The 23,363-nt window shown below is 34.9% G+C and carries 21 protein-coding genes, 3 pseudogenes and 2 other annotated features; of the genes and pseudogenes, 7 read left to right on the forward strand and 17 right to left on the reverse strand.

Annotated elements, in window-relative coordinates; genetic code table 11:
• Window positions 1–8: 8 nt before the first annotated feature.
• The 6 genes and pseudogenes from AZF08_RS19495 to AZF08_RS19520 all read right to left on the reverse strand — a co-directional run bounded on the left by AZF08_RS19495 (window position 9) and on the right by AZF08_RS19520 (window position 5,028).
• On the reverse strand, window positions 9–947 hold the full coding sequence (locus AZF08_RS19495; RefSeq protein WP_033673754.1) for an aminoglycoside phosphotransferase family protein: 939 nt from the start codon (window positions 945–947) through the stop codon (window positions 9–11).
• Window positions 948–959: 12 nt separating this feature from the next.
• A pseudogene (locus AZF08_RS19500) lies at window positions 960–1,370 on the reverse strand (VOC family protein).
• A 1-nt stretch (window position 1,371) separates the two neighbouring features.
• Window positions 1,372–2,004: an HAD family hydrolase gene (locus tag AZF08_RS19505; RefSeq protein ID WP_051725676.1), complete on the reverse strand. Its 633-nt coding sequence runs from the start codon at window positions 2,002–2,004 to the stop codon at window positions 1,372–1,374.
• A 119-nt stretch (window positions 2,005–2,123) separates the two neighbouring features.
• The gene (locus AZF08_RS19510) at window positions 2,124–2,699 is read right to left on the reverse strand and encodes a YpjP family protein (protein WP_033673753.1); all 576 of its coding nucleotides are present in this window, start codon (window positions 2,697–2,699) and stop codon (window positions 2,124–2,126) included.
• A gap of 429 nt (window positions 2,700–3,128) precedes the next feature.
• Window positions 3,129–4,325 carry an ABC transporter permease gene (locus AZF08_RS19515; protein ID WP_033673752.1) on the reverse strand — a complete coding sequence of 399 codons (1,197 nt, stop codon included), beginning with the start codon at window positions 4,323–4,325 and terminating at the stop codon, window positions 3,129–3,131.
• On the reverse strand, window positions 4,303–5,028 hold the full coding sequence (locus AZF08_RS19520; RefSeq protein WP_033673751.1) for an ABC transporter ATP-binding protein: 726 nt from the start codon (window positions 5,026–5,028) through the stop codon (window positions 4,303–4,305). Before AZF08_RS19520 ends, AZF08_RS19515 begins: the two co-directional genes overlap by 23 nt.
• A 179-nt stretch (window positions 5,029–5,207) precedes the next feature.
• Between AZF08_RS19520 and AZF08_RS19525 the strand changes: the two genes are divergently transcribed.
• Window positions 5,208–5,639, forward strand: coding sequence for a GNAT family N-acetyltransferase (locus AZF08_RS19525; protein WP_033673750.1), 432 nt, complete (start codon window positions 5,208–5,210; stop codon window positions 5,637–5,639).
• A 26-nt stretch (window positions 5,640–5,665) separates the two neighbouring features.
• Window positions 5,666–6,190: an HAD-IIIA family hydrolase gene (locus tag AZF08_RS19530; protein ID WP_033673749.1), complete on the forward strand. Its 525-nt coding sequence runs from the start codon at window positions 5,666–5,668 to the stop codon at window positions 6,188–6,190.
• Between the two features lie 286 nt (window positions 6,191–6,476).
• Here AZF08_RS19530 and AZF08_RS19535 read toward each other — a convergent pair whose 3' ends face one another.
• The 8 genes and pseudogenes from AZF08_RS19535 to AZF08_RS19570 all read right to left on the reverse strand — a co-directional run bounded on the left by AZF08_RS19535 (window position 6,477) and on the right by AZF08_RS19570 (window position 14,488).
• Entirely contained in the window at window positions 6,477–7,397 is a 921-nt protein-coding gene (locus tag AZF08_RS19535; protein WP_033673748.1) for an NAD(P)-dependent alcohol dehydrogenase, read from the reverse strand.
• A gap of 140 nt (window positions 7,398–7,537) precedes the next feature.
• Window positions 7,538–7,978 carry a GNAT family N-acetyltransferase gene (locus AZF08_RS19540; protein WP_033673747.1) on the reverse strand — a complete coding sequence of 147 codons (441 nt, stop codon included), beginning with the start codon at window positions 7,976–7,978 and terminating at the stop codon, window positions 7,538–7,540.
• On the reverse strand, window positions 7,975–8,448 hold the full coding sequence (locus AZF08_RS19545; RefSeq protein WP_033673746.1) for an SAM-dependent methyltransferase: 474 nt from the start codon (window positions 8,446–8,448) through the stop codon (window positions 7,975–7,977). The genes AZF08_RS19540 and AZF08_RS19545 overlap by 4 nt, the downstream gene beginning before the upstream one ends.
• A gap of 100 nt (window positions 8,449–8,548) precedes the next feature.
• Window positions 8,549–9,195: pseudogene (locus AZF08_RS19550) on the reverse strand (aspartate/glutamate racemase family protein).
• A gap of 125 nt (window positions 9,196–9,320) precedes the next feature.
• Entirely contained in the window at window positions 9,321–10,760 is a 1,440-nt protein-coding gene (locus AZF08_RS19555) for a GntP family permease (protein WP_033673745.1), read from the reverse strand.
• A 43-nt stretch (window positions 10,761–10,803) separates the two neighbouring features.
• Window positions 10,804–12,018 carry an iron-containing alcohol dehydrogenase gene (locus AZF08_RS19560; protein WP_275451410.1) on the reverse strand — a complete coding sequence of 405 codons (1,215 nt, stop codon included), beginning with the start codon at window positions 12,016–12,018 and terminating at the stop codon, window positions 10,804–10,806.
• A gap of 108 nt (window positions 12,019–12,126) precedes the next feature.
• The gene (locus AZF08_RS19565; RefSeq protein WP_033673743.1) at window positions 12,127–13,566 is read right to left on the reverse strand and encodes a GntP family permease; all 1,440 of its coding nucleotides are present in this window, start codon (window positions 13,564–13,566) and stop codon (window positions 12,127–12,129) included.
• Window positions 13,567–13,820: 254 nt separating this feature from the next.
• Window positions 13,821–14,488, reverse strand: a pseudogene (locus tag AZF08_RS19570) (HAD family hydrolase).
• Window positions 14,489–14,688: 200 nt separating this feature from the next.
• On the opposite strand from AZF08_RS19570, the gene AZF08_RS19575 reads away from it, so the two are divergent.
• Both AZF08_RS19575 and AZF08_RS19580 read left to right on the forward strand, forming a co-directional pair.
• Entirely contained in the window at window positions 14,689–15,486 is a 798-nt protein-coding gene (locus AZF08_RS19575; protein ID WP_033673742.1) for a lipid II flippase Amj family protein, read from the forward strand.
• 52 nt (window positions 15,487–15,538) lie between these two features.
• Window positions 15,539–16,114, forward strand: coding sequence for a nucleotidyltransferase family protein (locus tag AZF08_RS19580; RefSeq protein WP_033673741.1), 576 nt, complete (start codon window positions 15,539–15,541; stop codon window positions 16,112–16,114).
• Window positions 16,115–16,163: 49 nt separating this feature from the next.
• Here AZF08_RS19580 and AZF08_RS19585 read toward each other — a convergent pair whose 3' ends face one another.
• Together AZF08_RS19585 and AZF08_RS19590 are read right to left on the reverse strand one after the other, a co-directional pair.
• The gene (locus AZF08_RS19585) at window positions 16,164–17,078 is read right to left on the reverse strand and encodes an alpha/beta fold hydrolase (RefSeq protein WP_033673740.1); all 915 of its coding nucleotides are present in this window, start codon (window positions 17,076–17,078) and stop codon (window positions 16,164–16,166) included.
• Window positions 17,079–17,210: 132 nt separating this feature from the next.
• Window positions 17,211–18,551, reverse strand: coding sequence for a sodium-dependent transporter (locus tag AZF08_RS19590; protein ID WP_033673739.1), 1,341 nt, complete (start codon window positions 18,549–18,551; stop codon window positions 17,211–17,213).
• Between the two features lie 116 nt (window positions 18,552–18,667).
• Window positions 18,668–18,917, reverse strand: a binding site (T-box leader).
• A 155-nt stretch (window positions 18,918–19,072) separates the two neighbouring features.
• Between AZF08_RS19590 and AZF08_RS19595 the strand changes: the two genes are divergently transcribed.
• Together AZF08_RS19595 and AZF08_RS19600 are read left to right on the forward strand one after the other, a co-directional pair.
• A complete protein-coding gene (locus AZF08_RS19595) occupies window positions 19,073–19,660 on the forward strand; it encodes a hypothetical protein (RefSeq protein WP_051725674.1) in 588 nt (195 codons plus the stop codon).
• Window positions 19,661–19,701: 41 nt separating this feature from the next.
• Window positions 19,702–20,607, forward strand: a complete 906-nt coding sequence (locus AZF08_RS19600; RefSeq protein WP_235190029.1) for a peptide ABC transporter permease — start codon at window positions 19,702–19,704, stop codon at window positions 20,605–20,607.
• A gap of 61 nt (window positions 20,608–20,668) precedes the next feature.
• On the opposite strand, the gene aspS is transcribed toward AZF08_RS19600, so the two are convergent.
• The gene (gene aspS / locus AZF08_RS19605; RefSeq protein ID WP_033673738.1) at window positions 20,669–21,967 is read right to left on the reverse strand and encodes an aspartate--tRNA(Asn) ligase; all 1,299 of its coding nucleotides are present in this window, start codon (window positions 21,965–21,967) and stop codon (window positions 20,669–20,671) included.
• 104 nt (window positions 21,968–22,071) lie between these two features.
• Window positions 22,072–22,283: a binding site (T-box leader), on the reverse strand.
• 334 nt (window positions 22,284–22,617) lie between these two features.
• On the opposite strand from aspS, the gene AZF08_RS19610 reads away from it, so the two are divergent.
• Window positions 22,618–23,097 carry a hypothetical protein gene (locus AZF08_RS19610; RefSeq protein WP_033673737.1) on the forward strand — a complete coding sequence of 160 codons (480 nt, stop codon included), beginning with the start codon at window positions 22,618–22,620 and terminating at the stop codon, window positions 23,095–23,097.
• The last annotated feature ends 266 nt before the right edge of the window (window positions 23,098–23,363 follow it).

Below are 23,363 nucleotides of genomic sequence, written 5' to 3' on the forward strand. Positions count from 1 at the left end.
ATCTATTTTCAACTATTATTCACACAAAATATTTCCGGTTGAAACCATGCCGGCTGCAACAGTTCAAAGTTTTTATGATCCTCTAAAACTATATAAAGACGCTCCAACATGTCATCTAACATGTGTGGCGCTGCCCTTAAAGACCATACTACTGATGAAAAGATGGTCATGCCTACGTAAACAGAATATAGTCGCCAAAACTCTTCTGGAGTGGTTCCATTAAAATAGCCGTGAATTTGTCCAATCGAATACGGGATACTAATCTCTCTTGCAAATACTGCAATCTTTACAAAATCATGAAGTGGATCTCCCCAATCATACCCGTTGAAATCAATGACTCCTACATATTTTTTGTTCTGTACAATAATATTTTCCAAATGAAAATCATCATGTTGAAATTGATTTGGTCGCTTTTTTAAGTACATTTCGTTTCTATCAATAAACTTAATAATTTCCTCATCCTTCTTTATTGTAATTCCACAAGTTTTATATGCCTCTAAATAGTTTCTATGCTTTCTCATCGCCCTTTCATACCAAGGCTTTATCACCTGAGGTGCCATATATGTATGCATTCTCGCTAAATCTTTTCCTGCCTCTACTCCAATATCGTATTGCTCTTTAGGTGTATACATTGGTAATAATTTCTTTGCATCTTCCCCTTCTAAATACGAAAAAAGACTATAACATACCCCTTCGTTCTCCAACACCCCTAGTTCAATCGGCCTTTGTGATTGGACATTACGTTTTTGCATTTCATTTAAGATTTGAAACTCCATTTTCTTTCTTTTATACTCATTTATATCACCAGTTCGTAATAAGTATTTTTCCTGACTAGAAACCGTTACGATATATTTTTTATCAGGAGAAAAACCTTTAGATATTTCTTCAATTCGCTTGGCGGATTTTAAAATACCTATTCTATTTTGAAGTAATTCAATACGACTCATCCTGTCGCCTCCTCACATTTCTACATTAGGCGTATATGCTACTTCCACTATAAACCCATTTGGATCATAAAAATCTACCGTATAATACCCATCCGAGTAATGATTCATCTCAATGGGCCCACGTATAATCTTCGCTTGAACACCTTGTAGAAAACACGCGACTTCATCAACTACCATCCGATTTACAGCCTGTTAACAAATATGCCTCGGACCTAATGTCCTTACAATCTTTTCATCTACTTCCTTGAAATATATCTCAACCTTGCCTGTACTAAATGCAGTATCATCCAACTGTTTCCAACCGATGATAGCGAATAATCTACTATAAAAATGTATGGATTTCTCTAAATTTTCTACCCAAAACTCAATATGATGAATACCAGGTTCAAACTGTTTAATCGTCCTTTCCTCCCATTTTTTCATCTTAATGAACAGATTGTACGATATGCAAAATTTCATTTGGCGTATTCACCATATAATCCGGCGAATCCTCTTTTACCGTTTCCAACACATCATATCCCCATTCAACCCATATAACATTTACACCAACTTTTTTACAGGCGACAATATCTCGTTGTTCATCACCAACATACAACATATCCGCTTCTGTTAATTGTTTCTCTTTTAAAAACTTCTTGATGATTTTATCTTTACCAAACAAATTTTTCGAACAAAATACCTCTTGAATGTTTTCTATTTGATTATTATGTAGAAAGGCTCTAATATGTTCTTCTGAATTAGAGGATATTACCGCGATTCCATAGCCATTTCTATGTAATTCATCTAATACGTCCTTCATGCCATTAAATAAGACTAGATCTTTAATAGCCGGCTGATACAGCTTATAAAACTCTAACGCTAATATAGGCAATTTATAAAGTGGTACGCGAAGCTGTTTACACCTTTCAGGAATAGATAATTTTCGTAAAGGTTCAATATCTTCTTCCCTTACCGTTTCATATCCATGCTTCTCGGCAAGTTGATTATAAATAGGAACAAATATATTTTGTGAATCTACTAAAGTACCATCAAAATCAAACACAATATATTTCTGCATACTGAATGCTCCCCTAGCTTCTTTTTTCAAATCTAAACATACTTTATTCGGCGGTGAACTACATTTCACCTTTAACTTATAAAAAACAAAAAGAACAAGATCCTCCTTGTTCTTCTTCATTAAGAAAGCCATTTCGGCGGCATATTCGTATTCCAATAAATATCCCCTAGCTCATGATGTGCTATATATCCATCATCAGAGCGATGGTAATGAAAATTGAAATAATATCCATCTTGTGGTGGATGGTCACGTCTTACATGGAAACGTAGCAAGTCATTTCCTGTTTTCGCATCATACACGTGAAAAATCTTTTCGTTATTACCGCCTGTCGGTCTTTGTGAAATCGCTAATGACTGTAAAGAATCTTGTGGTACATCCGTTGCAAGTTCTGCAATTGCCTCTTCTATTTTAGGTAAAATAACATCTTTAAACTCATCTTCAATGACAGGTCCAATTTTAGAGCCGAATTTTTGCATGGATTGTCTTTCAGCCTCTTGCATCGCATAGGTGAGAAAGGCATCCGATGTTATTTCGTTACGACTTTCTTCATATGTATAGGACGTTTGCTCCAAATTCTGCTGCCTTGTAGGCTTGTCCGCTTTTGCATTATCAAGCAAAATAGAAGGAGGCGTCACTAAACCAAATGTAAACACAGTAATTAATGCAACTAACGTCTTTCTAAACCAATTTGGCATTTTTTTATTCCCTCCTCTTCCACTCATTATATTTTTATCCCACATTAGCGGGCAGTAAGACCTCCACCTCAAGATTCAGAGAGAATTGAAAAAGATAAGTGGAGGATAACTGCCCATAAAAGCCCGATTGGTTCAACTAACCATCAATTTGAGCTGAAGCTCCCCACTGATGGAAGTTCCACTTTATAACGGTTGTTTCTTCCATTATACAAAATGATGCTAATTTTTGCACTTTACAAATTTATTAATGTTCATATTTTTTTCATTTGAATATGGAATAGTAAGATTTCATACACTATAAATACAACTAAATTGAGGAGGAATTTTAATGACTCTTGATGTCATGTACTCCGTCGTGAGCATTTTTGTTCTGTTATATTTTATTTATCAGTCCATTACAGACTAAAAAAGAGCCGTAACGGCTCTTTTTTATGGCAAGAATACAATCCACCCTATTACTATTAATAATAAGATTCCAATGATAATAGCCGGTAATAAATAAAACTGCGCAAGTATAACTGTTCCATAAATGAAAACGGCTGGAATAAACAAATACATTTTCGCTCTTCCCTTTAGCCATAACAACTTCCCTTGTTCACAATATAATTGCAGAAACATTTTGTTAGCAAATTCATTCCATTGATCACCTGAGTAACGTGCAATTGCAAAACAAGCAAATACGATAATAATAAGTGCAATCCACCATGGAGTTATTTTCACAGATGCTGCGCTCATGAAAATAATTTTAATATAAAAACTTAAAGAGGCACCTGATCGAAAGTACTCCTTTAAAAATGATTCAATAATACGCGAATTAGATTTTTTCCCCAGTATATGCTTCGATCGTGGAAACAACCATGGCTTCGAACTGTTACTTGGTTTTGTTGCTTGACCGCTGAATTGCATAATTTCCATCGTCCAGCGCATACTCTCTTCCTTTTCTTTTTCAACTTCTTTAAAAAAGAAACGCTGATAATTCATTTTTTGTTTTATTAATACTACACTAATTATAATACATAAAATGACAAATAGTATTGAATACATTGGAGTTTTGAAACCTAAAAATACACCACTTCCTAAGCAAATGAAACTAATAATAAATAATATAATTTTTACAATCCATAACGCCCAGCGCTTCCCTCCACGCACATCAATATATCTTACCAAAAGTGATAACATGTATCGAAAAGTGGTAAAGGCCAACCAAAATAATACGACTTGTAATAGAGACGCATTCATACTCTTAATAAATATAGGTAACATAACCAGCGTCACAATTATATTTGTTATACTCATTCGAATACATGTATACACCATGCCATATTTCATTAACTTTTGCATATGAACTGGATGCTGAATTAAAAACAGGCTATCCGCTTGCTCAAAGAACGAACGTGCTCCTCTAGAATATGTAACAAAGTAAAATACAAATAGACCTAGTAAAAAATAAGCCGGTTCTTCCGCCGATAATTCTCTTTTCCATAATGAATGATAATAGATTCCGCTAAATACAAGTGCTGGAATAATAATATATAAAGCTACCGTCCAATCCGTTACAGAACGAATTGATTTCCATTTTCTTTGCAATTCATGACGTAACCTTTTATAAAACTGTTGTTTCATCATGTTGTTCCCGCCTTACGATTGCATCAAAACAATCTAATAATGGACTTCCCGGCATTTCTGCTAGTAATTGAATCGTTTGTAAGTCACCATTTGCTAATAATGTACCTTGTGAAATAAGTAAAAATCGTTCACAGATTCTTTCTGCTGTATCAAGTACGTGTGTACAAAGTAAAATACCTGCCCCGCGCTCTTTCTCTTTATATAAGAAATTTAAAAACTCTCGCGTTGCCACTGGATCTAACCCAATAAACGGTTCGTCAATAATATAAAAGTCCGGTTCTGTTAAGAAAGCTAAAATTAACATCGACTTTTGTTTCATACCTTTTGAGAACTTCGATAAGTATTCATGTTTATGTTTTTCCATTCGAAACGTATATAATAACTCTCTTGCTCTTTCTTCCCAGCTCCCTACTTCACAACCGCGTGTAGCCATTAATAATTCAATGTGTTCCCATAGTGTTAAATAATCATAATACGTTGGATGTTCTGGTACATATGCATATGGATTGTCTTTTTCACCAAATAAAATTTCACCATCCATATTTGCCAGCAAGCCAAGCATTGATTTAATTGTCGTACTTTTCCCAGCGCCATTTGCACCAATCAAAGCAACCAATTCACCTTTTTCAATTGAAAATGCTATATCATGGATTGTTTTTTCTCCTATTTCATAACCCGCTGAGCGAATATTGACTTGTAACAAATCGCTTCCCCTCTTTTCACTTACAGTTAACTCCAGGGAAATTATAACATATTTTCTTTTGAAATATTATTCTATATATCTAATTTATCAAACATTGGTTTTACCAGCAGGAAAAAACATTTTTTTACAGAATATTTTAAGTTTGAAGTCATTAATTTATTACATATGGAGTTGATTGTATGACATTTTGCATTCGAAAAGCGACTGTAAACGATATAGAAGCACTATGTTCACTGACAAAAGAATTAAAGGGCTCATCTATTTCTCATAAGGATATGCAAAACCGCTTGCAATTTGTTGAAATGAGCCCGTTTGATTTCCTATATGTTTATGAAGAGGAAGATAAGATATTTGGATTCCTAGGATTTCGTATACGAGAAAACTTAGAAGACGTAACGCGTTATGGAGAAATTTCAATTATTAGCGTTGACCCTACAATACGCCGAAAAGGAATCGGACAAATCTTAATGGATTATGCAGAACAATTAGCGAAAGACCACAACTGTATTGGAACTTGGCTTGTAAGCGGTATTCAAAGAACAGAAGCTCATCCGTTCTATAAAAAATTAGGCTATGAAGTAAACGGATATCGCTTTGTAAAATACTTTTAATCTACTAGGTGAAGGGAACTATTATTATGACAAATATTCAAGCAATTTTTATCGATCGAGATGGAACAATTGGAGGAGATACAACCATACATTATCCTGGTGAATTTACCTTATTTCCATTTACACCAAACTCCTTACGCGCGTTAAAAGAAGAAAATATAAAACTATTTTCCTTTACAAACCAGCCTGGTATCGCTGATGGAAAAGCAGCTGCAAGTGACTTTATCCAAGAACTAAAGGCATTCGGTTTTGATGACGTCTACCTTTGTCCACACAGACATGGAGAAGGATGCGAGTGCCGTAAACCAAGTACGGGCATGCTCCTACAAGCAGCAGAAACACATAGGCTGGATTTAACAAAATGTATCGTCATTGGCGATCGCTGGACCGATATCGTCGCAGGTGCGACTGTTCATGCAACAACGATATTAGTTCAAACGGGTGCTGGACATGACGCATTGCATACATATCGCGATAAATGGGCTCACATTGAACCAAGTTATATTGCAGCGAATTTTGAGGATGCTACAAAATGGATATTGAAACAATAAAAATCGACTTGTTGATTTGAAATAAAGTTGTACTGTTCTCCCCCTTTTAAATACAGTTGTTAAAAAGGGGGTTACATCCAAAAAAAGGAAGAAAATCTGAATTTAAAAAATGTATTAAAGAATAGTACGGCGCAGGAACAGTATGTTTAACAATGAAAGCAATACTACAAAAACCCCCTTATACGTGAAGGATATAAATCTGTTTATATTTATAATTAATATGCATTGTTGGCCACATAACAGCCAAAATACTTAGGCACTATAAGACGTCAAGCACAGAGCTTTGTTAGGTTTTATTATGATTCAAAGTTATGACTACATTTCCCTTTTTGTGTCCTTTTTCTACATATCTATGAGCCTCTGAAATTTGTTCCAGTGAATAGTATCTGTCTATGACCGATTTTATCTTCCCTGTTTCAATAAGCTCTTTGAGGAAAATTAAATCTTCAGTACGTATCTTCGCTATTCCTCCTTCAACTGAAATGTATGTCCCGCTTGGATTTAATGCTTTTTTACAATTAGATTTCGAGTTTTTCCCAACTGCATCAAAGATGATGTCATATAATTCTCCTCTTTTCGTAAAATCCTCTTTCGTGTAATCCAATACCGTATCAGCCCCTAGAGATTTCACCAATTCTAAATTTTTGGTACTGCATACCCCAGTAACTTCTGCCCCAAAGTACTTGGCAAGCTGTACAGCGGAAGTCCCTACTGCTCCAGAAGCTCCATAAATAAGAACTTTTTGCTCGTTCTTGATATTTCCTTTTCTCAGAAAATGTAATGCTGAAGTTCCCCCAAAAAGAACAGCCGCAGCTTCCTCATCAGTCATATTGTTCGGTTTTCTTGCCACCAACCCGTCTTCAGAAAGACATATGTACTCAGCATAAGCACCAAAATTCATCCCCGTAAATGCAAAAACCTGATCGCCTGTCTTGAATCGCTCTACATTTTTTCCTACCGCTTCAATTTCTCCAGCTAATTCTGTTCCTAATATAGGTTTTCTTGGTTTTCTAAAACCTAAGATGATTCGCATAGGAATCCAGTACAAAATTGGGCTTTTAAAACTTCGAACTCTACAGTCCCCAGATGTTACTGTTGTCGCACAAATTTTTATTAGCACTTCATTATCCCTGGGAATCGGTTTTTCTATCTCCTTTAGTTGAAGAACATCAGGGGATCCATATTTTGTGCATATAATTGCTTTCATAAACTATCCTCCCTTACTTCTTTCATTTAAGCTCATGATATAATATACATACTTTAAGAGAATATACCTTGAACAACTCACCAATAAAAAAGCTCAACATACCAATCTGGTACGCTGAGCTCCTAATATATATTTCATTCTTAAAAAGTTAACTCATAATGAAAATAACGATTATCCCTTAAATAGCCATTTTCAGCGTATAATCGCTGTGCTGATATGTTATCAATTTCCGTCTGAAGTTTTAAACCCTTTGCACCATTTTCTAATGCAAAAGTTCTAGCTGCTTCTAACAATTTCTTCCCAGTACCTGCACCGCGCTTGTTGGCTTGTACAAATAGATCATTTAAAATCCATAATTCCTTCATCGAAACAGAGGAGAAAGACGGATATAATTGGGTAAATCCAAGATATTGTCCATCTTCAACGGCTACAAAAATGACAGATTCTTTCTGCTCTATACGATTACGTAAAAATACCTTTGCTTCTTCTACATTCGATTCTTGTTTATAAAATACGCGATAATTATTAAATACAGCTGCTAATCCATCTAAATCTGCAATTGTTGCTTCATATATTTTCACTTTACTCCGCTCCCTTGCCAATATTGCTTCATAAGATCCGTGGCCCAATCTGGCTGAATAATTCCTTCACTTGGTACAAACTCCCTCATAACAGGCTTTATATCCAATATAGGAGTGCCATCAATTGCATCTAATCCTTCAACTACAATTGATTTCCCTTCCCGTCTTACAACCTTCGCAATTGTCGCTCCTAATCGGTTCGGACGATTTTTCCCACGCTGCGCAAAAATACCTACTTTCGGATATTCCTTATTATTTCGAGGATGTCTAGCAGAATATTGAATCTGTTCATCTGTCACTTTATGAAAATAGAAAATCACTTCAATATGCGAAAAACTTTCAATGCCCTGTATACTTTCTTCCGAAAAGGAATCAGTTAATGTAATAAGAGATTGTACTTCTCCCCATTCGTCATCCATTATCATTTTTCTTTCATTATGTACAAACGCAATTGGCTGAAGTGAAAACATTCATACTCCCCCTTTTTGTAACCACTTACATTATAAAGTATTTTCTGAATGTTTTCCATCTATAATACCAAATATTGTTTACATAATAAAATTATAGTCGTTATTCTAAAGATGTATTCACAGCTTCAACAGCATGTATAATCGTCGTATCAAATAATGGAACTTGAGAATCTTCTTGTTTTACTAATAGTCCTATTTCCGTACATCCTAATATAATTCCTTCTGCTCCATTTTGTACTAGAAGATCTATTATCTTCTTATAGGAATCTCTTGATGTTTGATTAATCTTTCCTAAACATAACTCGTTATACATGATTCCATTTACTATTTCTCTATCCGATTCATTTGGTACAATTACTTTTATTCCATTCTCTTCTATGCGGGATTTGTAAAAATCCTGTTCCATCGTATATTTCGTTCCAAGCAAACCAACTGTTCGAGTGCCTTGTTTTTTTATTTCCTTGGCTGTCGCATCAGCAATATGTAAAATAGGAATATTTACTTTCGCTTTTATATTACGAATAACTTTATGCATTGTATTTGTACAAATCACAATGAAGTCTGCTCCACCTTTTTCAAAAGAATATGCAACTTCCCCTAATACTTTTCCCGCCTTTTCCCAATCACCTTCAGATTGGTAGCGTTCAATCTCTTCAAAATTAACACTATACAATAGACACTTTGCTGAATGTAATATTCAGATGATGATTCCCAACTCATCCCACCAATAAGTCCTACCGTTTTCATCTTACATTCCCCATCTAATAATTATTATAGAATTATCTTATTATATAATTTTAATACAATAAACCAAGACTTTATCCAAATAATATAAAGTCTTGTTCCCTACTACCCCTACTACTACTATTCCTTTATACAATCCCAGTCAAACTATAAACACTAATCACCACAAACACAGCTAACGTTTTAATAATCGTAATCGCAAAAATATCACGATACGATTGTTTGTGTGTTAATCCTGTTACTGCTAATAAAGTAATAACTGCACCGTTATGTGGTAATGTATCCATTCCTCCTGATGCCATTGAAATCACTCTATGCATTACTTCAAATGGGATATTATATTGTTCGGCAGCTGCAATATATTTCTCTGACATTGCACTTAAGGCGATTCCCATACCTCCTGATGCCGAACCAGTAATTCCAGCAAGGACGTTTGTTGTAACTGCTCCATTTACAAGTGGGTTTGTAAATGTTGTGGAGATACCATCTCGAATAACGCCAAATCCTGGAAGTGCTGCAATAACTCCTCCAAAACCATATTCCGCTCCAGTATTCATCGCCGCTAGTAAAGCACCACCAATACTTGCATTTAAACCAGCTTGAAACCCTGTAAATAAACGTTTCCAATTTAAGATTATCGTTGTAATAATTCCAATTAAAAGTGCCAGTTCTACAGACCATACCCCTAATACACCCGAAAGTTCTACTTTTCCAAACGTTTTTAGTCCAATCGATGAAAAATCAAATCCCTTTGGATACCATGTGGGAATTGCCACTGTAAATATTTTATTCATTACCCCTACTAAAATAAGTGGTACAAAAGCAAGCACTTGGCGAAGTGGTGTAATTTTAGGAGTACTTATAATCGGCTTTATATTTTGTTCTGTTTCAGTTGTAGCTGCCATTTCATGATTTTCATTTTCAAATCCATAGTACCCTTCGCCATTTGCTTCGGCTTTTTTTCTTCGACTTTCTAAATAGAACATACCAACAAGAAACACAAAGATTGCCCCGATGATTCCAAGAAATGGCGCTGCATAAATGTCTGTTTTAAAAAATGTTGTCGGAATTACATTTTGAATTTGCGGAGTTCCTGGAAGAGCATCCATTGTAAACGTAATCGCTCCAAGAGCAATCGTTCCAGGTATGAGCCGTTTTGGAATATTCGCTTCTCTAAATAAATTAGCCGCAAATGGATATACCGCAAAAGCAACCACAAACAAACTGACGCCGCTATAAGTCAAAATTGCTCCCATAAGAACAATTGCTAGCATAGAGCGTTTAACACCAACAAGCTGAATAATTGTTTTTGCGATAGACTCGGCAATACCGGACATTTCTACTACCTTACCAAAAATTGCTCCAAGTAAGAAAACAGGGAAATATAATTTAATAAAACCAACCATCTTTTCCATAAAAATATTTGAGAAAAACGGTAATACATGACTTGGTTCCGTTAATAAAACAGCAAATAGCGCACAGATTGGAGCGAATAATATAACTGAAAAACCACGATAGGCAACAAACATCAGCATACAAAGAGCTAATAAAATAATTACTAATTCCATTTCCTACCCCCTTTTCATTTCCACGGAAATATTTGAAGAATATTCAGAATTTTAATGAGGTACTTATAGAAGTTTCATATTGATAATCAAAGCATATACGATATAATTTTTTCACTTCATGATAAGACGGAATGCGCGGGTTATTACTAGGACTTCCACTAGCAAGTGCATCTTTCGCCATCTTTGAAAGGGCATTTTCAAATTCATTCTGATCAATTCCGTATCCTCTGAGATTAGGAATCTTAAGATCAAAACAAAGCTGCTTTATTTCAAGAATTATCTGATTGGAAACTTCTTCATCAGATAGCGAATATAAATCTGGATTTATGTGCCGTCCGATATCTGCAAGTCGTTTGACTGAAGAAACTTTTGTAAAATCTAAAACAGCCGGTAATAACATCGCATTTGATATGCCATGAGGTACATGAAATAACGCTCCAATTGGTCGAGACATCCCATGAACTAATGTAACGGATGCATTTGAAAAGGCGATACCAGCTTGTAATGAAGCAATCATCATCGCTTCTCTTGCTTCCATATTATCTCCATCTTCATAAGCAATGCGTAAATATTTTATGATGCTTCCAATTGCAGAAAGCGCGAGTACATCGGTGAGTGGTTGTGAAAACCTAGAAATATAAGCTTCAATCGCATGACATAATGCATCTACTCCTGTTGCTGCAGTAATATGAGGTGGTACAGAACGCGTCAATACTGGGTCAATAATCGCTATCTGGGGAGTAAAGCTTGGGTGCTTAATCATCGTTTTTATATCAGTTTTTTTATTTGTAATAACAGCAACACTAGTCACTTCCGATCCCGTACCAGATGTTGTTGGGATTGCAATGAGCGGTAATGGTTGCTTTTCTATTTCTATATGATTTTGAGCATACTTTCCAATCTCTCCTCCGTTTGTAAACAGAACTGCTACTGCTTTTGCCACATCAATACAACTTCCTCCGCCAATTCCAATGATGAAATCACATTTTGATTCTGCACAAAGTGTTAACGCTTCCAAAACATGAATATTTGTTGGTTCCGCATTTACCTCTTCATATGTGATAACATCTATTCTTTTCGCCCTCAGTTGCTTCACACATGCATCAATGTAGCCAAGCTTCTTCATAATAGAATCACTAATAATGAAAGCTCTCTTTCCTAATTTACTTGCTTGTTCCCCTAATTTTTCAAGTGAGTTCCTTCCATATAATACGGTCTTTGGCATACGAAACTCCGCGATTTCTTGCAAGTCATTCACCCCTTCTTGTTCTATTAAATATTTTATAACGTGAAGTTTACACTGCATAAATTATCAAATTAAGCATTCCACTACAATTACTTATTCCTTCTCATACTACTAAAATTATTAGTATATTCCTGTAAACGTATAAAATGCAATTACTAAAAATACAGCAACCGTTTTCAAAATTGTAACCGCAAATATATCACGATACGACTGTCTATGTGTTAACCCTGTTACTGTCAGAATCGTAATAATTGCACCATTATGAGGTAATGTATCCATTCCTCCTGATGCCATTGAAACGATGCGATGCATGACTTCAAGTGGAATGTGATATTGTTCAGCAGCTGCAATAAATTTATCCCCCATAGCACTTAAAACAATTCCCATTCCTCCCGATGCTGAACCTGTAATACCAGCAAGAACATTTGTTGTCACCGCCCCATTTACTAATGGATTTGTAAAAGTTGCAGAAATACTATCTCTCATAATTGCAAATCCTGGAAGTGCTGCAATCACACCACCAAAGCCAAATTCAGCTCCAGTATTCATTGTTGCAAGCAACGCGCCTCCAATACTTGTATTCAATCCCGCTTGGAATCCTGTCACAACACGCTTCCAATATAATAAAAGCGTCGTTATAATGCCCATAATGAGTGCTAATTCTACTGACCAGATGCCAAGTACTGCACTTAACTCTACCTTACCAAATCCCTTCATTCCAATTGAAGAAAAATCAAAACCATTTGGATACCACTTCGGTATAGTCATCGTAAAAACTTTGTTCATAACCCCTACTAAAATAAGAGGCACAAAAGCAATCACTTGCTGCACCCTCGAAATTTCAATGTTTTGAAGAATTACATTTCCCTTCTTCTCTAGCTCTAGAGATGCTGCCATTTCAGAATTTACATCTCCAAAACCAAAATACCCTTCTCCTGCCGCCTTTGCTTTCTTACGCCGACTCTCTAAATAGATTAATCCTAACGTTAAGACAAAAATAGCTCCTATAATACCCAGTATAGGTGCCGCATAAATATCTGTTTTGAAAAATGTCGTCGGAATTACATTTTGAATTTGCGGTGATCCTGGCAGTGCATCCATCGTAAAAGTTACAGCACCAAGTACAATCGTTCCCGGTATTAAGCGTTTTGGAATATTTGCTTGTCGAAACAGTTTTGCTGCAAATGGATATACTGCAAACACAACAACATAAACACTTACACCGCTATACGTTAAAATAGCGCCCATTAAAACAATTGCTAAAATCGTTCGTTTTTCACCGACTAATTCAATAATCGTTTTAGCAATAGAATCTGCAATCCCTGACATTTCTACAACCTTACCAAAAATCGCTCCAAGTAAAAATACTGGGAAATATAGCTTAATAAATCCGACCATTTTCTCCATAAAAATATTTGAAAAGAAAGGCAGCACAAAACTAGGTTCCGTTAAAAATACTGCAAAAAGAGCAAAAATTGGGGCGAATAATATAACAGAAAATCCCCTATAAGCAACAAACATAAGCAAACTAAGTGCTAATAATATAATAACTAGCTCCAATTTCGCCTCCCCCTTTGACCGAAAATTCAATCTTTTATCCCTAGAGTTATTCCAACGCATCACAAAAACTTTTCTATGTATTCTAGAACATATCCTACCTACATAGATTCAAATACTTACATCTCTCCTCCTTTTATAACAAAGTTTTCATAACAATAAAGTATAGTTATTATTATTCTATTACATACGAAAAATCCCTTTAAACGAAAACAAATTAGCTATTGCTCGTTATAAAGGGATTTTTTTCTTTTATTTTATATTGTTAAACTTTTATCTTTTGTATACAAGCTACGTAACTCTTCGACATGTTTCACGACATACGTCGCTCCAGCCTCTTTTAGCTCCACTTCACTTCCATATCCATATACAATACACCGATCGAATCAATTCCATTGCACGTAGCTCCAATAATATCCTGCTTCCGATCCCCAATCATTACTACCTCATCTTTTTGCAACTGAGGATTTGTATGTAAAATATGCTCAATTATTTCATCTTTCTTTATTCTAGTTCCATCTAAATTACTACCTATAATTTGTTCAAAAAAGTGATTTAAGTTAAAGTGTTCTAAAACTTGCCTCGCAAATACAGTTGGCTTTGAAGTTGCCACAAATAAACGTTTTCCCTCATCCTTTAATTCTTTTAAAATATGAGGAATCATCTCATATACTCTATTCTCAAGCAGACCACTTTGCTGCAAATATTCCCGAAAATACGCAACAGCTTCTTCTACTTGTTCTTCGGTCATTCCATACCTATTTGCAAATGAATGTTGAATCGGAGGACCAATAAAAGATTCTAACTCTTTTTGATTAGGTTCATCTATTCCCATTTTTCGCAATGCGAATAAAACAGAATTTATGATTCCTTCTTTCGGATCAGTTAATGTGCCATCTAAATCGAATAGAAATGTTGTATACATTTCACTCCTCCGCTCATTTTAATTTATCAGAAAAATCGCTATATTTTTCTGTATTATCATAATTTCCTTTTATTTAGAATTTTATATTACATTTCACAACTCTCTTCTTCTCTACCAAGGCCTAAGTCATGAATAGATATACCAAAAAATGTGTTCCTGTTGTATTATAAATATAATTTAAAAGAAAAATGGTGAAACAAATGACGACAACATTAATTTTCATAATGGCTTTCACGATTATCATCCATGCAGTCGAAACAAGTTCTTATAGTATTCGACTAGCTGGTGTTCGTTTAAAAAGGATTGCCGTTGCCTTATCCGTAGTTGGAATGGTATTACTCATTTCACGAACATCTAACTTACTACAAGCTTTTTTAATCGGTGGGATTGTTGATCAAGCTAAACTAGATTCTTCTATTGATTTAGAAAGAATCATCCGCCTTGTCTTATTATCCGCTTCTATCGGTACACTGCTTGCAATTATTCTATATCCAACCTTAACGAAGTTATTTGGATATGTAATTCAAAACTTTGAAACAGATGGTTCATTCATCCGAATGATGAAAACAAATAATATACAAAAATTGAAGTATACAAAAAAATATATCCGCTTTCCTAAATTTGAAATGATTCATCGGATGAGGATTGGTGGTATTCCAAAACGTATTATGCTCATTAATATGTTCGCAACTGCCATCTATACAGCGGGTGTTCTTTCCGCCTTGTACGCTTCCTTTTTAAATCCAATGTATGCGACGAATGCGAGCACAGCTTCCGGACTCGTTAATGGATTTGCCACAATCTTATTAACTGTACTATTAGATCCGCGTATCGCCCTTTTAACAGAGCGTGCTCTTCAATCAGAAAATGGCGCTGATACAATGAGTAAAATGTTTGGTTGGCTTATGATTTCAAGATTTCTCGGCACATTATTAGCACAGCTCTTATTTGTACCTGGTGCACATTGGATTTTATGGATTATTAAGCTCATGCATTAAATTAACTACATAGCACTTTCTAAAATAATAGGTAAAAAAGGCGGAATTAAAAATGCATATCAAAACAGAACAAGATATTATTGGGCTTATACAAAACGATACTTGGATGATGGAAATATTACAGACAGCAAAATCTTTACAACTACCTGACTGGTGGGTTTGCGCCGGATTTGTTCGTTCTAAGATTTGGGACGTTCTTCACGGATATGAAGAACGAACTACACTACCAGATGTCGATATCGTCTATTTTGATCCTATAAATCTTGACGAATCAGCAGAGAAAACGCTAGAGAATAAGCTTAAAAATATAGATTCTATTATTCCATGGTCAGTGAAAAATCCGGCCCGCATGCATGTAATAAACAACATGCCACCCTATTCATCTTCAGTTGATGCAATTTCTAAATTTCCAGAAACAGCGACTGCTCTTGGAGTTACATTAGATAAACAAGATAATGTTGTGTTAACCGCCCCTTGCGGAATAGAAGATGTTCTCACGTTACAAGTGAAGCCAACACCTCATTTCCTCGAAACGAAAGAGCGCACTACTATGTATGAAAAAAGATTACAAAAAAAGAACTGGCAAAGTAAATGGCCTAACATTACAATCTTTCATCCTGAAAATTGAATACAGAGAAAAAGGCGCTTCTCATTGTGTGAAGCACCTTTTTCCTATTTCATTTCAAAAAATCAATCACAACTTCTGCAAATCGATCTGCTGCTTCATAGTGCGGTGTATGACCACTCTCTTCAAAGACAATCAGTTTACCATTTTGAGCATCTCTGTTAAATGTTTGAATTTGTGTTTCACAAGTTACAACATCATGCTTCCCTATGATTAGCAACATCGAATTCTTCACATCTTTTAATTTTGATAATAACGATTGATGAACTGCTCCTTCCTCTTTCAACCTTGTAAAATGAGTATCGGAACGATCATAAAACTCTTCCCACTCCTCGTCACTATATAAACTATAATCCGTTTCATCCTCAACGTAATTATAAATTTCCATTCTTTTTTCTTCTAATCCATCCCTTAATTTCAAATAAGCTTCTAGTAATTCCGCTGAGTTCGCATCACTTTCTGCAATAGCTATACATTCGTTCCCCTGCTGTTTTTTTCCGTACTCCTTTAATAGAGCACCTGTCTTTTTTAATAAAGCTCTGCTTGTTAATGCAAAATCAAAAGTAGGCCCTTCAAAAATAATCTTTTGAATAGATTGTGGATACATTATTGAATATAACAATGCTAAGAACCCACCAAAAGAATGCCCAATAACAGACCATTTTTCAATTTGTAACATCTTCCTTAATTCTTCGCAGTCCTCAATAATATCTCGTAATCCAAATTGCTCCTCTTGCCTAATTTCCTCCGAACGTCCTACTCCTCTTTGATCAATCGCAATGAGTCGAAAGAAATCTTGTAATTTATGTGCTTGATGATAGGAAAAATCAAAACACATCTCACCAGGACCTCCGTGAAGAAACAATACAGGATGATTTTTTAATGATCCATACATCTCAACATACAACTTTTTCCCGCGCACCTGCACCATTTTCCCCTGTGGTAACAATTCATTTTTCTGTTTCATTATTCCCCTCCTACTTTTATATTTTAACCTCTTATACAAATAGGAGGACCACGAATACGTACACGTTATATATCCGTAATATAATAATACATTTGCTCACCTCTTCAATTCAGAATATTATAACATTTCATGTTAAATAATCCCAATCACATTCAAAAATACAATAACAATCGCAATCGGAGCGACAAATCGAAGCAAGAATACCCAACAAGTAAATAACGACTTTCCGTAATTCCCACCAACAAAAAACTCAGCTTCTAGCACTTTTTTCTCCATTTTAAATGATACGAAAATGCTAATAAATAACGCTCCAAGCGGCATTAAAATATTACTAGATAAGAAGTCTATCGCATCAAAAATATTTTTACCAAAGATCGTGATGTCACTCCATACCCCAAATGAAAGTGCAGATGGAATACCTACTAGGAAAATAAAAAATCCAATTACCCATGACAATTTCTTTCTTCTTTCCTGTTGTCCATTCGCTAAAGCTGAAACAACCGTTTCAAGTAGAGAAAACGCAGATGTTAACGTTGCAAATGTGAATAGTGCAAGAAATACCGTTAAGAAGAAGCTTCCAAATGGGATTTGACTAAAAACGGATGGCAGGACGATAAATAATAATCCTGGTCCTTCTGTCGGCTCCATGCCTAGTGAAAATACTGCTGGAAAAATAGCCAGCCCAGCAAATAGAGAAACAAATAGATTCAATCCAACAATGGTTACCGCTGAACGTGGTAAACTTTCTTTTTTATTTAAGTAAGAACTGTACGTAATCATAATAGAAATCCCAATACTAATCGCAAAGAATGATTGTCCCATTGCAAACAAAATACTTTCTGCTGTAATCTTTGAAAAATCAGGTTGTAGGAAGAATTTGACCCCTTTCATTGCATCGTCAAGTGTTAATGAGCGAACGATAAGAGCGACAAATAAAACAAACAATGCTGGCAACATATATTTACTCGCTTTTTCAATTCCATTTTGTACCCCTTTTGATACAACCCAAATCGTAATAAACATAAAAGCAAAATGCCCTACAATTGCCCAGATTGGATTTCCAATTGTTTCTGTAAATAGTGAGCTATAATTTTGCTGCGGTGTAATAAGTTGTCCAGTTATCCCTCTGAATAAATAGATTAATACCCAGCCACCAACAACACTATAAAATGATAGTAAAATAAAACAAGTTCCAACACCAAGACGTCCAATCCAATGCCAACTTGTATTCGGTGCGATACTTTTAAATGCTCCAATTGCTTGTTTTTGTGTACTACGCCCTACCATAAACTCAGCTAATAATAGCGGAAGACCTATTAATACCGTAAACAATATAAAGATTAAAAAGAACGCTCCTCCCCCGCTCTTTCCAGCAATATAAGGAAACTTCCATATTGCTCCAAGGCCAATTGCTGATCCTGCTGCCGCCATGATAAAACCTAATTTCGAAGTCCATTGCTCCGTCTGCTTCATCCTATTTTCCTCCTAATAAATCGTTTTATATTAATAAACAAATATTATTGAGCAATCCAAATAAAACCTCCATTTCTTCCTATATATAATAAAAAATGGCCCAGCATCTCTTTATATAAAGAGACGCTAAGCCATTTGCTTAACGCGGTACCACCCTTATTGATTCCATTATGAATCCACCTTAGTAGTAATCGTTTGATTACAAACCTGATATCGAAGGTTAATCGTTAAGATTTACTAAGAATTAGACTTCTGTTCCACCTTACTGCTCCTAGGCGAGTTCAGGATGTCATTTGACTATGTCACACCAACCCATAGCTCTCTGTACAAATACATGACCTTACTACTCCTATTCAACGCATTCCAATATTCTGAATATAACTTCTTTTGAAATTACTACGAATTATATAGGTTTTATTTATAACTGTCAAGAAAGATATTTATTTTTTGTCGAAAAAGAGGGGGTTTTTGATTTTATAGAAAATATTTACAAAAATTAAAAATATAAGGAGTTCATTCGTATGATATTTTTTAAAAACTTATGTTTCTTTATTGTTCGTTCTATTTTTATTATCCTCGGAATTATTTTTATTTGTTGTTTACCGAAGTTATTTTTAGGTGTTTCTCAAAATTCATCAACTACGCCGAGCGTTAAAAACACTTCCGTATTACAGTTTAATATAGACCAATATATAGACTCCATAGCAAGTGTCATTTCTTCCTTATTTACTCCTACTAAAATAACTTATAAAGTAAATTCTGCCTTTCAATCACCTGACCGTGATTTATTTCCGTACTTACTTGATTCTTATGTACATACGTTAACAATCATGATTGGTGCTTTCCTAGTCGCAATACTTCTTTCTACTACTCTAACAATTCTTACATTCTATTTTTCAAAAAGAGTACAGTCTCTTATTATTAAAGGCTTGCACGTACTAGAAGCATTACCTGATTTATTTTTTGTGCTCTGTGTGCAATTAATTGTGATTTGGATCTATAAAAATACGAATTTACTTGTGACAAAACCATTTTCAACAATGCCATTTTATTTTTCATTTGAATTATTAAAATGGATTTTGCCAGGAAGAAGGGACCTACATGTTTAAAGAAATACTACTCAATAAACGTTTTTTAATCGGACTATGTATTGAGTTATATCGTAGAAAATAAGGCGAGATCCGGTCAAATAAAGCCCATATCTACCTTTCAATATATAGATGGAAAAGCGATTTCTACTGCTCCAGCGCCACCATCTTTTTCGCATCCTCTCGGTGTAGATCAAAATGGTTATGATGTTTTAATTACCGTTCTTTTAGATGCAAAAAAGCCCATTTTTTATGCTGTTTTAATTAGCTTTTTCCGCACCCTTCTCTCACTTATATTTGGTTTTGTGCACGCCTATTTTTATCGATATACAAAATGGTTAGAATTTGCATTTGAAACGTTCCAATATGTACCGACTACTTTATTAGCAATTTTCTTATTATCAGCAACAAACACCTTCGCTATTGCACGAGAAACGCAATGGGCTCTTTATACGATTACGGTACTTACCCTAATCGGAATCCCCAATTTAACTCAGCTCATTAGTAATGAACTCCGCTTACTATTACAACATGAATTTGTAACAAGCTCTAAAACACTTGGTGGAGGATTTTTTCATATATGCAAATTGCATTTGAAACCATACCTACTTCCAAAGGCTTTTATTTGGCTGAATCAACAAATGCTACAAGTTTTAGTTTTATTGATGCACTTAGCATTATTCGAGGCTATCTCACATAACATCGTCGAAACACTCTTCTTTATTGGTCCTAGTAGCAAACTTTTACCAGTTTTACCTTGGGTAGCCTTTGGTCCTGTTTTGTTATTTACCATTGCCATCTTAGCTCTGTATATGATGATGTCAGGCATGAAACATATATTAGAAAAAGACATTGATTATACTGCAAACTCACTACTCTTAAGCATTTTAGCAAAAGAGAAAATGGAAAAAAAAAAAAAAATACGTTTTTCACATTTCAAACAAAGAGCTAACTCGAAAGAGACTTGACTATACAAATCTGCATAAAAGAAAAGAATCTTCGCGACCGCTACGAAGATTCTTTTCTTTTTTATGGTATAAGACGCGTACAATCTCTCGGAAATGCACTTGCTTCTCGAACATTCGATAGTTCTAAGAACTTATATACGAGTCTTTCTAATCCAATCCCAAAGCCACCATGCGGTGGACATCCGTATCGGAATGTATCCATATAAGACTGAAAATTTTCCGGTTGTAACCCTTTTTCTTTAAAAGAAGCAAGTAACATATCATACTCATGAATACGCTGTGCACCTGACGTAATTTCTAATCCTTTATATAATAAGTCAAAAGAGTCTGTAATAGCTTGATTTTCTTTATTTGGCATCGTGTACATCGGTCTCGCTTCTTTCGGATAATGTGTGATGAAAACAAAATCACTATTATATGTTTCCTTTACATACTTTCCAAGTAACTTTTCTCCTTCAGTATCTAAATCCCCTACTGGTGATTCTTTTCGATACTTTGTTTTTAAAATACGCTGAGCCTCTGCCAGCGTAATCTTCGGAATTTCTGTCATTACAGGAACTGTAACTTGTAAGAGATTTAATTCTTTTTCACATTTCTGTCCTACCTTTTCAAACATATAGCGTAAAACATCCTTCTCTAATGCCATCACTTCATGAAAATCTTCAATAAATCCGACTTCGACATCTAGTGATATATATTCATTCAAATGACGAGAAGAGTTATGATGTTCTGCTCGATAAACAGGAGCAATTTCAAAAACACGTTCCAATCCTCCGGCTACCATCATTTGTTTATAAAACTGTGGAGATTGAGCTAAATACGCTTCTTTTTGAAAATATGGGAGTTTAAAAACATTCGCTCCCCCTTCAGCTCCTTGTGAAACAATTTTCGGTGTAAATATACGTGTGAAATCGTTCTCTATAAGGAATTCACTAAATGCCTGTACGAGTGTAGATTGAATCGTGAAAATTGCTTGTATCCGTTCATGTCGAAGTGATATGACACGTTCATTTAACATTTGGTCTAAACCAACTTGCAAGTTTCTTTTATTCACTTCAAAAGGGAGTGGCTCTGAAGTATTTAATATTTGCACCCTATCTACAAGCACTTCCACACCTAATTCTGTCTTTGTAGTCTCCACAAGTTCGCCGATAATTTGAACTACACTTTCCACGTCTACTTTATATCCAGCTAATTCTTTTTCTAATACGCATTGAATGACACCCGTTCGATCACGTAATAATAAAAAACTAAGATTTCCTAGATGACGAATTTTCTTCACCCAACCTTGCAGTAAAACCACCTTTTTACTAGACGCCTTACATTCACGAATGAGCGACCGCTTCATTGTTTGCCCCATTATTCTTTCCTCCTATGTTTTCATATTTTTTCACATTATTGTTGTCATCGTCATCATCCACGGTCATTCACCTCCTTCAAAGAATACAAAAATCCGCCCCTATAAATAGGGACGGATTTTTCCGCGGTACCACCCAAATTGTCATACTGACCATCTTAGACCTGATAACGGTAGGTACCGTTCGCTTTTACTAATAATCACGTTCAAAGCAACACTCACAGGTGTCTTTCCATCATGCAGTATCGCAATCTTTCCAGCAGCCGATTGCTCTCTGTAGACCCTTGCATCATGTACTTTTCCTGTTCATCACTTTTTATATTTACAGAGTATTCTATTCCTTTACAAGAAAAAACGCAAGTGTTTTTTCTTTATTTTCTGATTTTTATTTCATGTCCATTCCAAAACAATTTCTTCCAGAGCCATTCCTCGCGATCCTTTCACTAAAACATCATCATTTTGATTTGCGATTCCTTCAATTTCTTTTACTATATTCTCTTTATTCCAAAACATCTCCATTTATAATTTGTTCAATCTCTTGTAAATTCTTTTGAATCATGACTCCCCATCCCCTTGAATATTTTTCTATTTATCTACATAACACCTTACTTTTTCACGCATATTATTAGTAAATTTATCTTGGAGGTCTATAGATGAAAAAGATTGTAAGTTTCTCACTATTACTATTATTCATGATACTGACAAATCAAGTATACGCTTATTCCCCACAATCATTACCTGTCTCACAACATTCAAAACAATGGAAAGTCAATATTGACGAAGTAAATAAAACAGACAAAGATATGTTACAACCTAAAAAAGATGTTTTTCACACGTATCACTTCTCAGTACAAAACATTGGAAAAGATGAAGTATATAACGTCCAAGTAGAAGTATTCCGAAATGAACCAAACACAAAAACAAAATATGAACTCTTTTCTTTAAAAGAAGGTCGATTAGCAAGCGGGAAAACAGGATTTGAACATGCGAATTTTCCTGTTTCCGTAAAAGCAGACGAAGTGGATGTAATGGTTACATGGCAAGAACATCCTTTCCGTGCAATGAGAAATGGTCAGAAGGTTGAAGGAAGAAAGTTTAAAGAGCATTTTGTTTTTAAAGAAGCACAAAAATGAAATTCTTCTACAAGATGTGGAAAAAATTTGATCCGTCACGCAACTAAACATATATTATAATCAGCATTCCCCCTCATCATTTTTCAACTTATTAAACAAATATATCAAATGCAAAATTGCGTTGTTCTTCTTAGAAAAGAACAACGCTTTTTTTATATAATTTTTTCTCAAAAAATAACTGCTGTTCAGTTTTCAAATATAGTCTCATCAACTAACTTTAGTGCAGAATATTTTATTTAGCATGCAGGAAAAAGCTAATTCAATCA

Origin of the sequence: Bacillus gaemokensis, assembly GCF_001590835.1 — a bacterium.
Taxonomy (GTDB): Bacteria; Bacillota; Bacilli; order Bacillales; family Bacillaceae_G; genus Bacillus_A; species Bacillus_A gaemokensis.

Coding starts and splice junctions, on each gene's coding strand:
- AZF08_RS19580 (WP_033673741.1), top strand. CDS start 15,539: ATGCATATCAAAACAGAACAAGATATTATTGGGCTTATACAAAACGAT.
- AZF08_RS19525 (WP_033673750.1), top strand. CDS start 5,208: ATGACATTTTGCATTCGAAAAGCGACTGTAAACGATATAGAAGCACTA.
- AZF08_RS19505 (WP_051725676.1), bottom strand. CDS start 2,004: ATGCAGAAATATATTGTGTTTGATTTTGATGGTACTTTAGTAGATTCA.
- AZF08_RS19515 (WP_033673752.1), bottom strand. CDS start 4,325: ATGATGAAACAACAGTTTTATAAAAGGTTACGTCATGAATTGCAAAGA.
- AZF08_RS19530 (WP_033673749.1), top strand. CDS start 5,666: ATGACAAATATTCAAGCAATTTTTATCGATCGAGATGGAACAATTGGA.
- AZF08_RS19495 (WP_033673754.1), bottom strand. CDS start 947: ATGAGTCGTATTGAATTACTTCAAAATAGAATAGGTATTTTAAAATCC.
- AZF08_RS19545 (WP_033673746.1), bottom strand. CDS start 8,448: ATGTTTTCACTTCAGCCAATTGCGTTTGTACATAATGAAAGAAAAATG.
- AZF08_RS19555 (WP_033673745.1), bottom strand. CDS start 10,760: ATGGAATTAGTAATTATTTTATTAGCTCTTTGTATGCTGATGTTTGTT.
- AZF08_RS19590 (WP_033673739.1), bottom strand. CDS start 18,551: ATGAAGCAGACGGAGCAATGGACTTCGAAATTAGGTTTTATCATGGCG.
- AZF08_RS19535 (WP_033673748.1), bottom strand. CDS start 7,397: ATGAAAGCAATTATATGCACAAAATATGGATCCCCTGATGTTCTTCAA.
- aspS (WP_033673738.1), bottom strand. CDS start 21,967: ATGGGGCAAACAATGAAGCGGTCGCTCATTCGTGAATGTAAGGCGTCT.
- AZF08_RS19585 (WP_033673740.1), bottom strand. CDS start 17,078: ATGAAACAGAAAAATGAATTGTTACCACAGGGGAAAATGGTGCAGGTG.
- AZF08_RS19510 (WP_033673753.1), bottom strand. CDS start 2,699: ATGCCAAATTGGTTTAGAAAGACGTTAGTTGCATTAATTACTGTGTTT.
- AZF08_RS19595 (WP_051725674.1), top strand. CDS start 19,073: ATGATATTTTTTAAAAACTTATGTTTCTTTATTGTTCGTTCTATTTTT.
- AZF08_RS19610 (WP_033673737.1), top strand. CDS start 22,618: ATGAAAAAGATTGTAAGTTTCTCACTATTACTATTATTCATGATACTG.
- AZF08_RS19575 (WP_033673742.1), top strand. CDS start 14,689: ATGACGACAACATTAATTTTCATAATGGCTTTCACGATTATCATCCAT.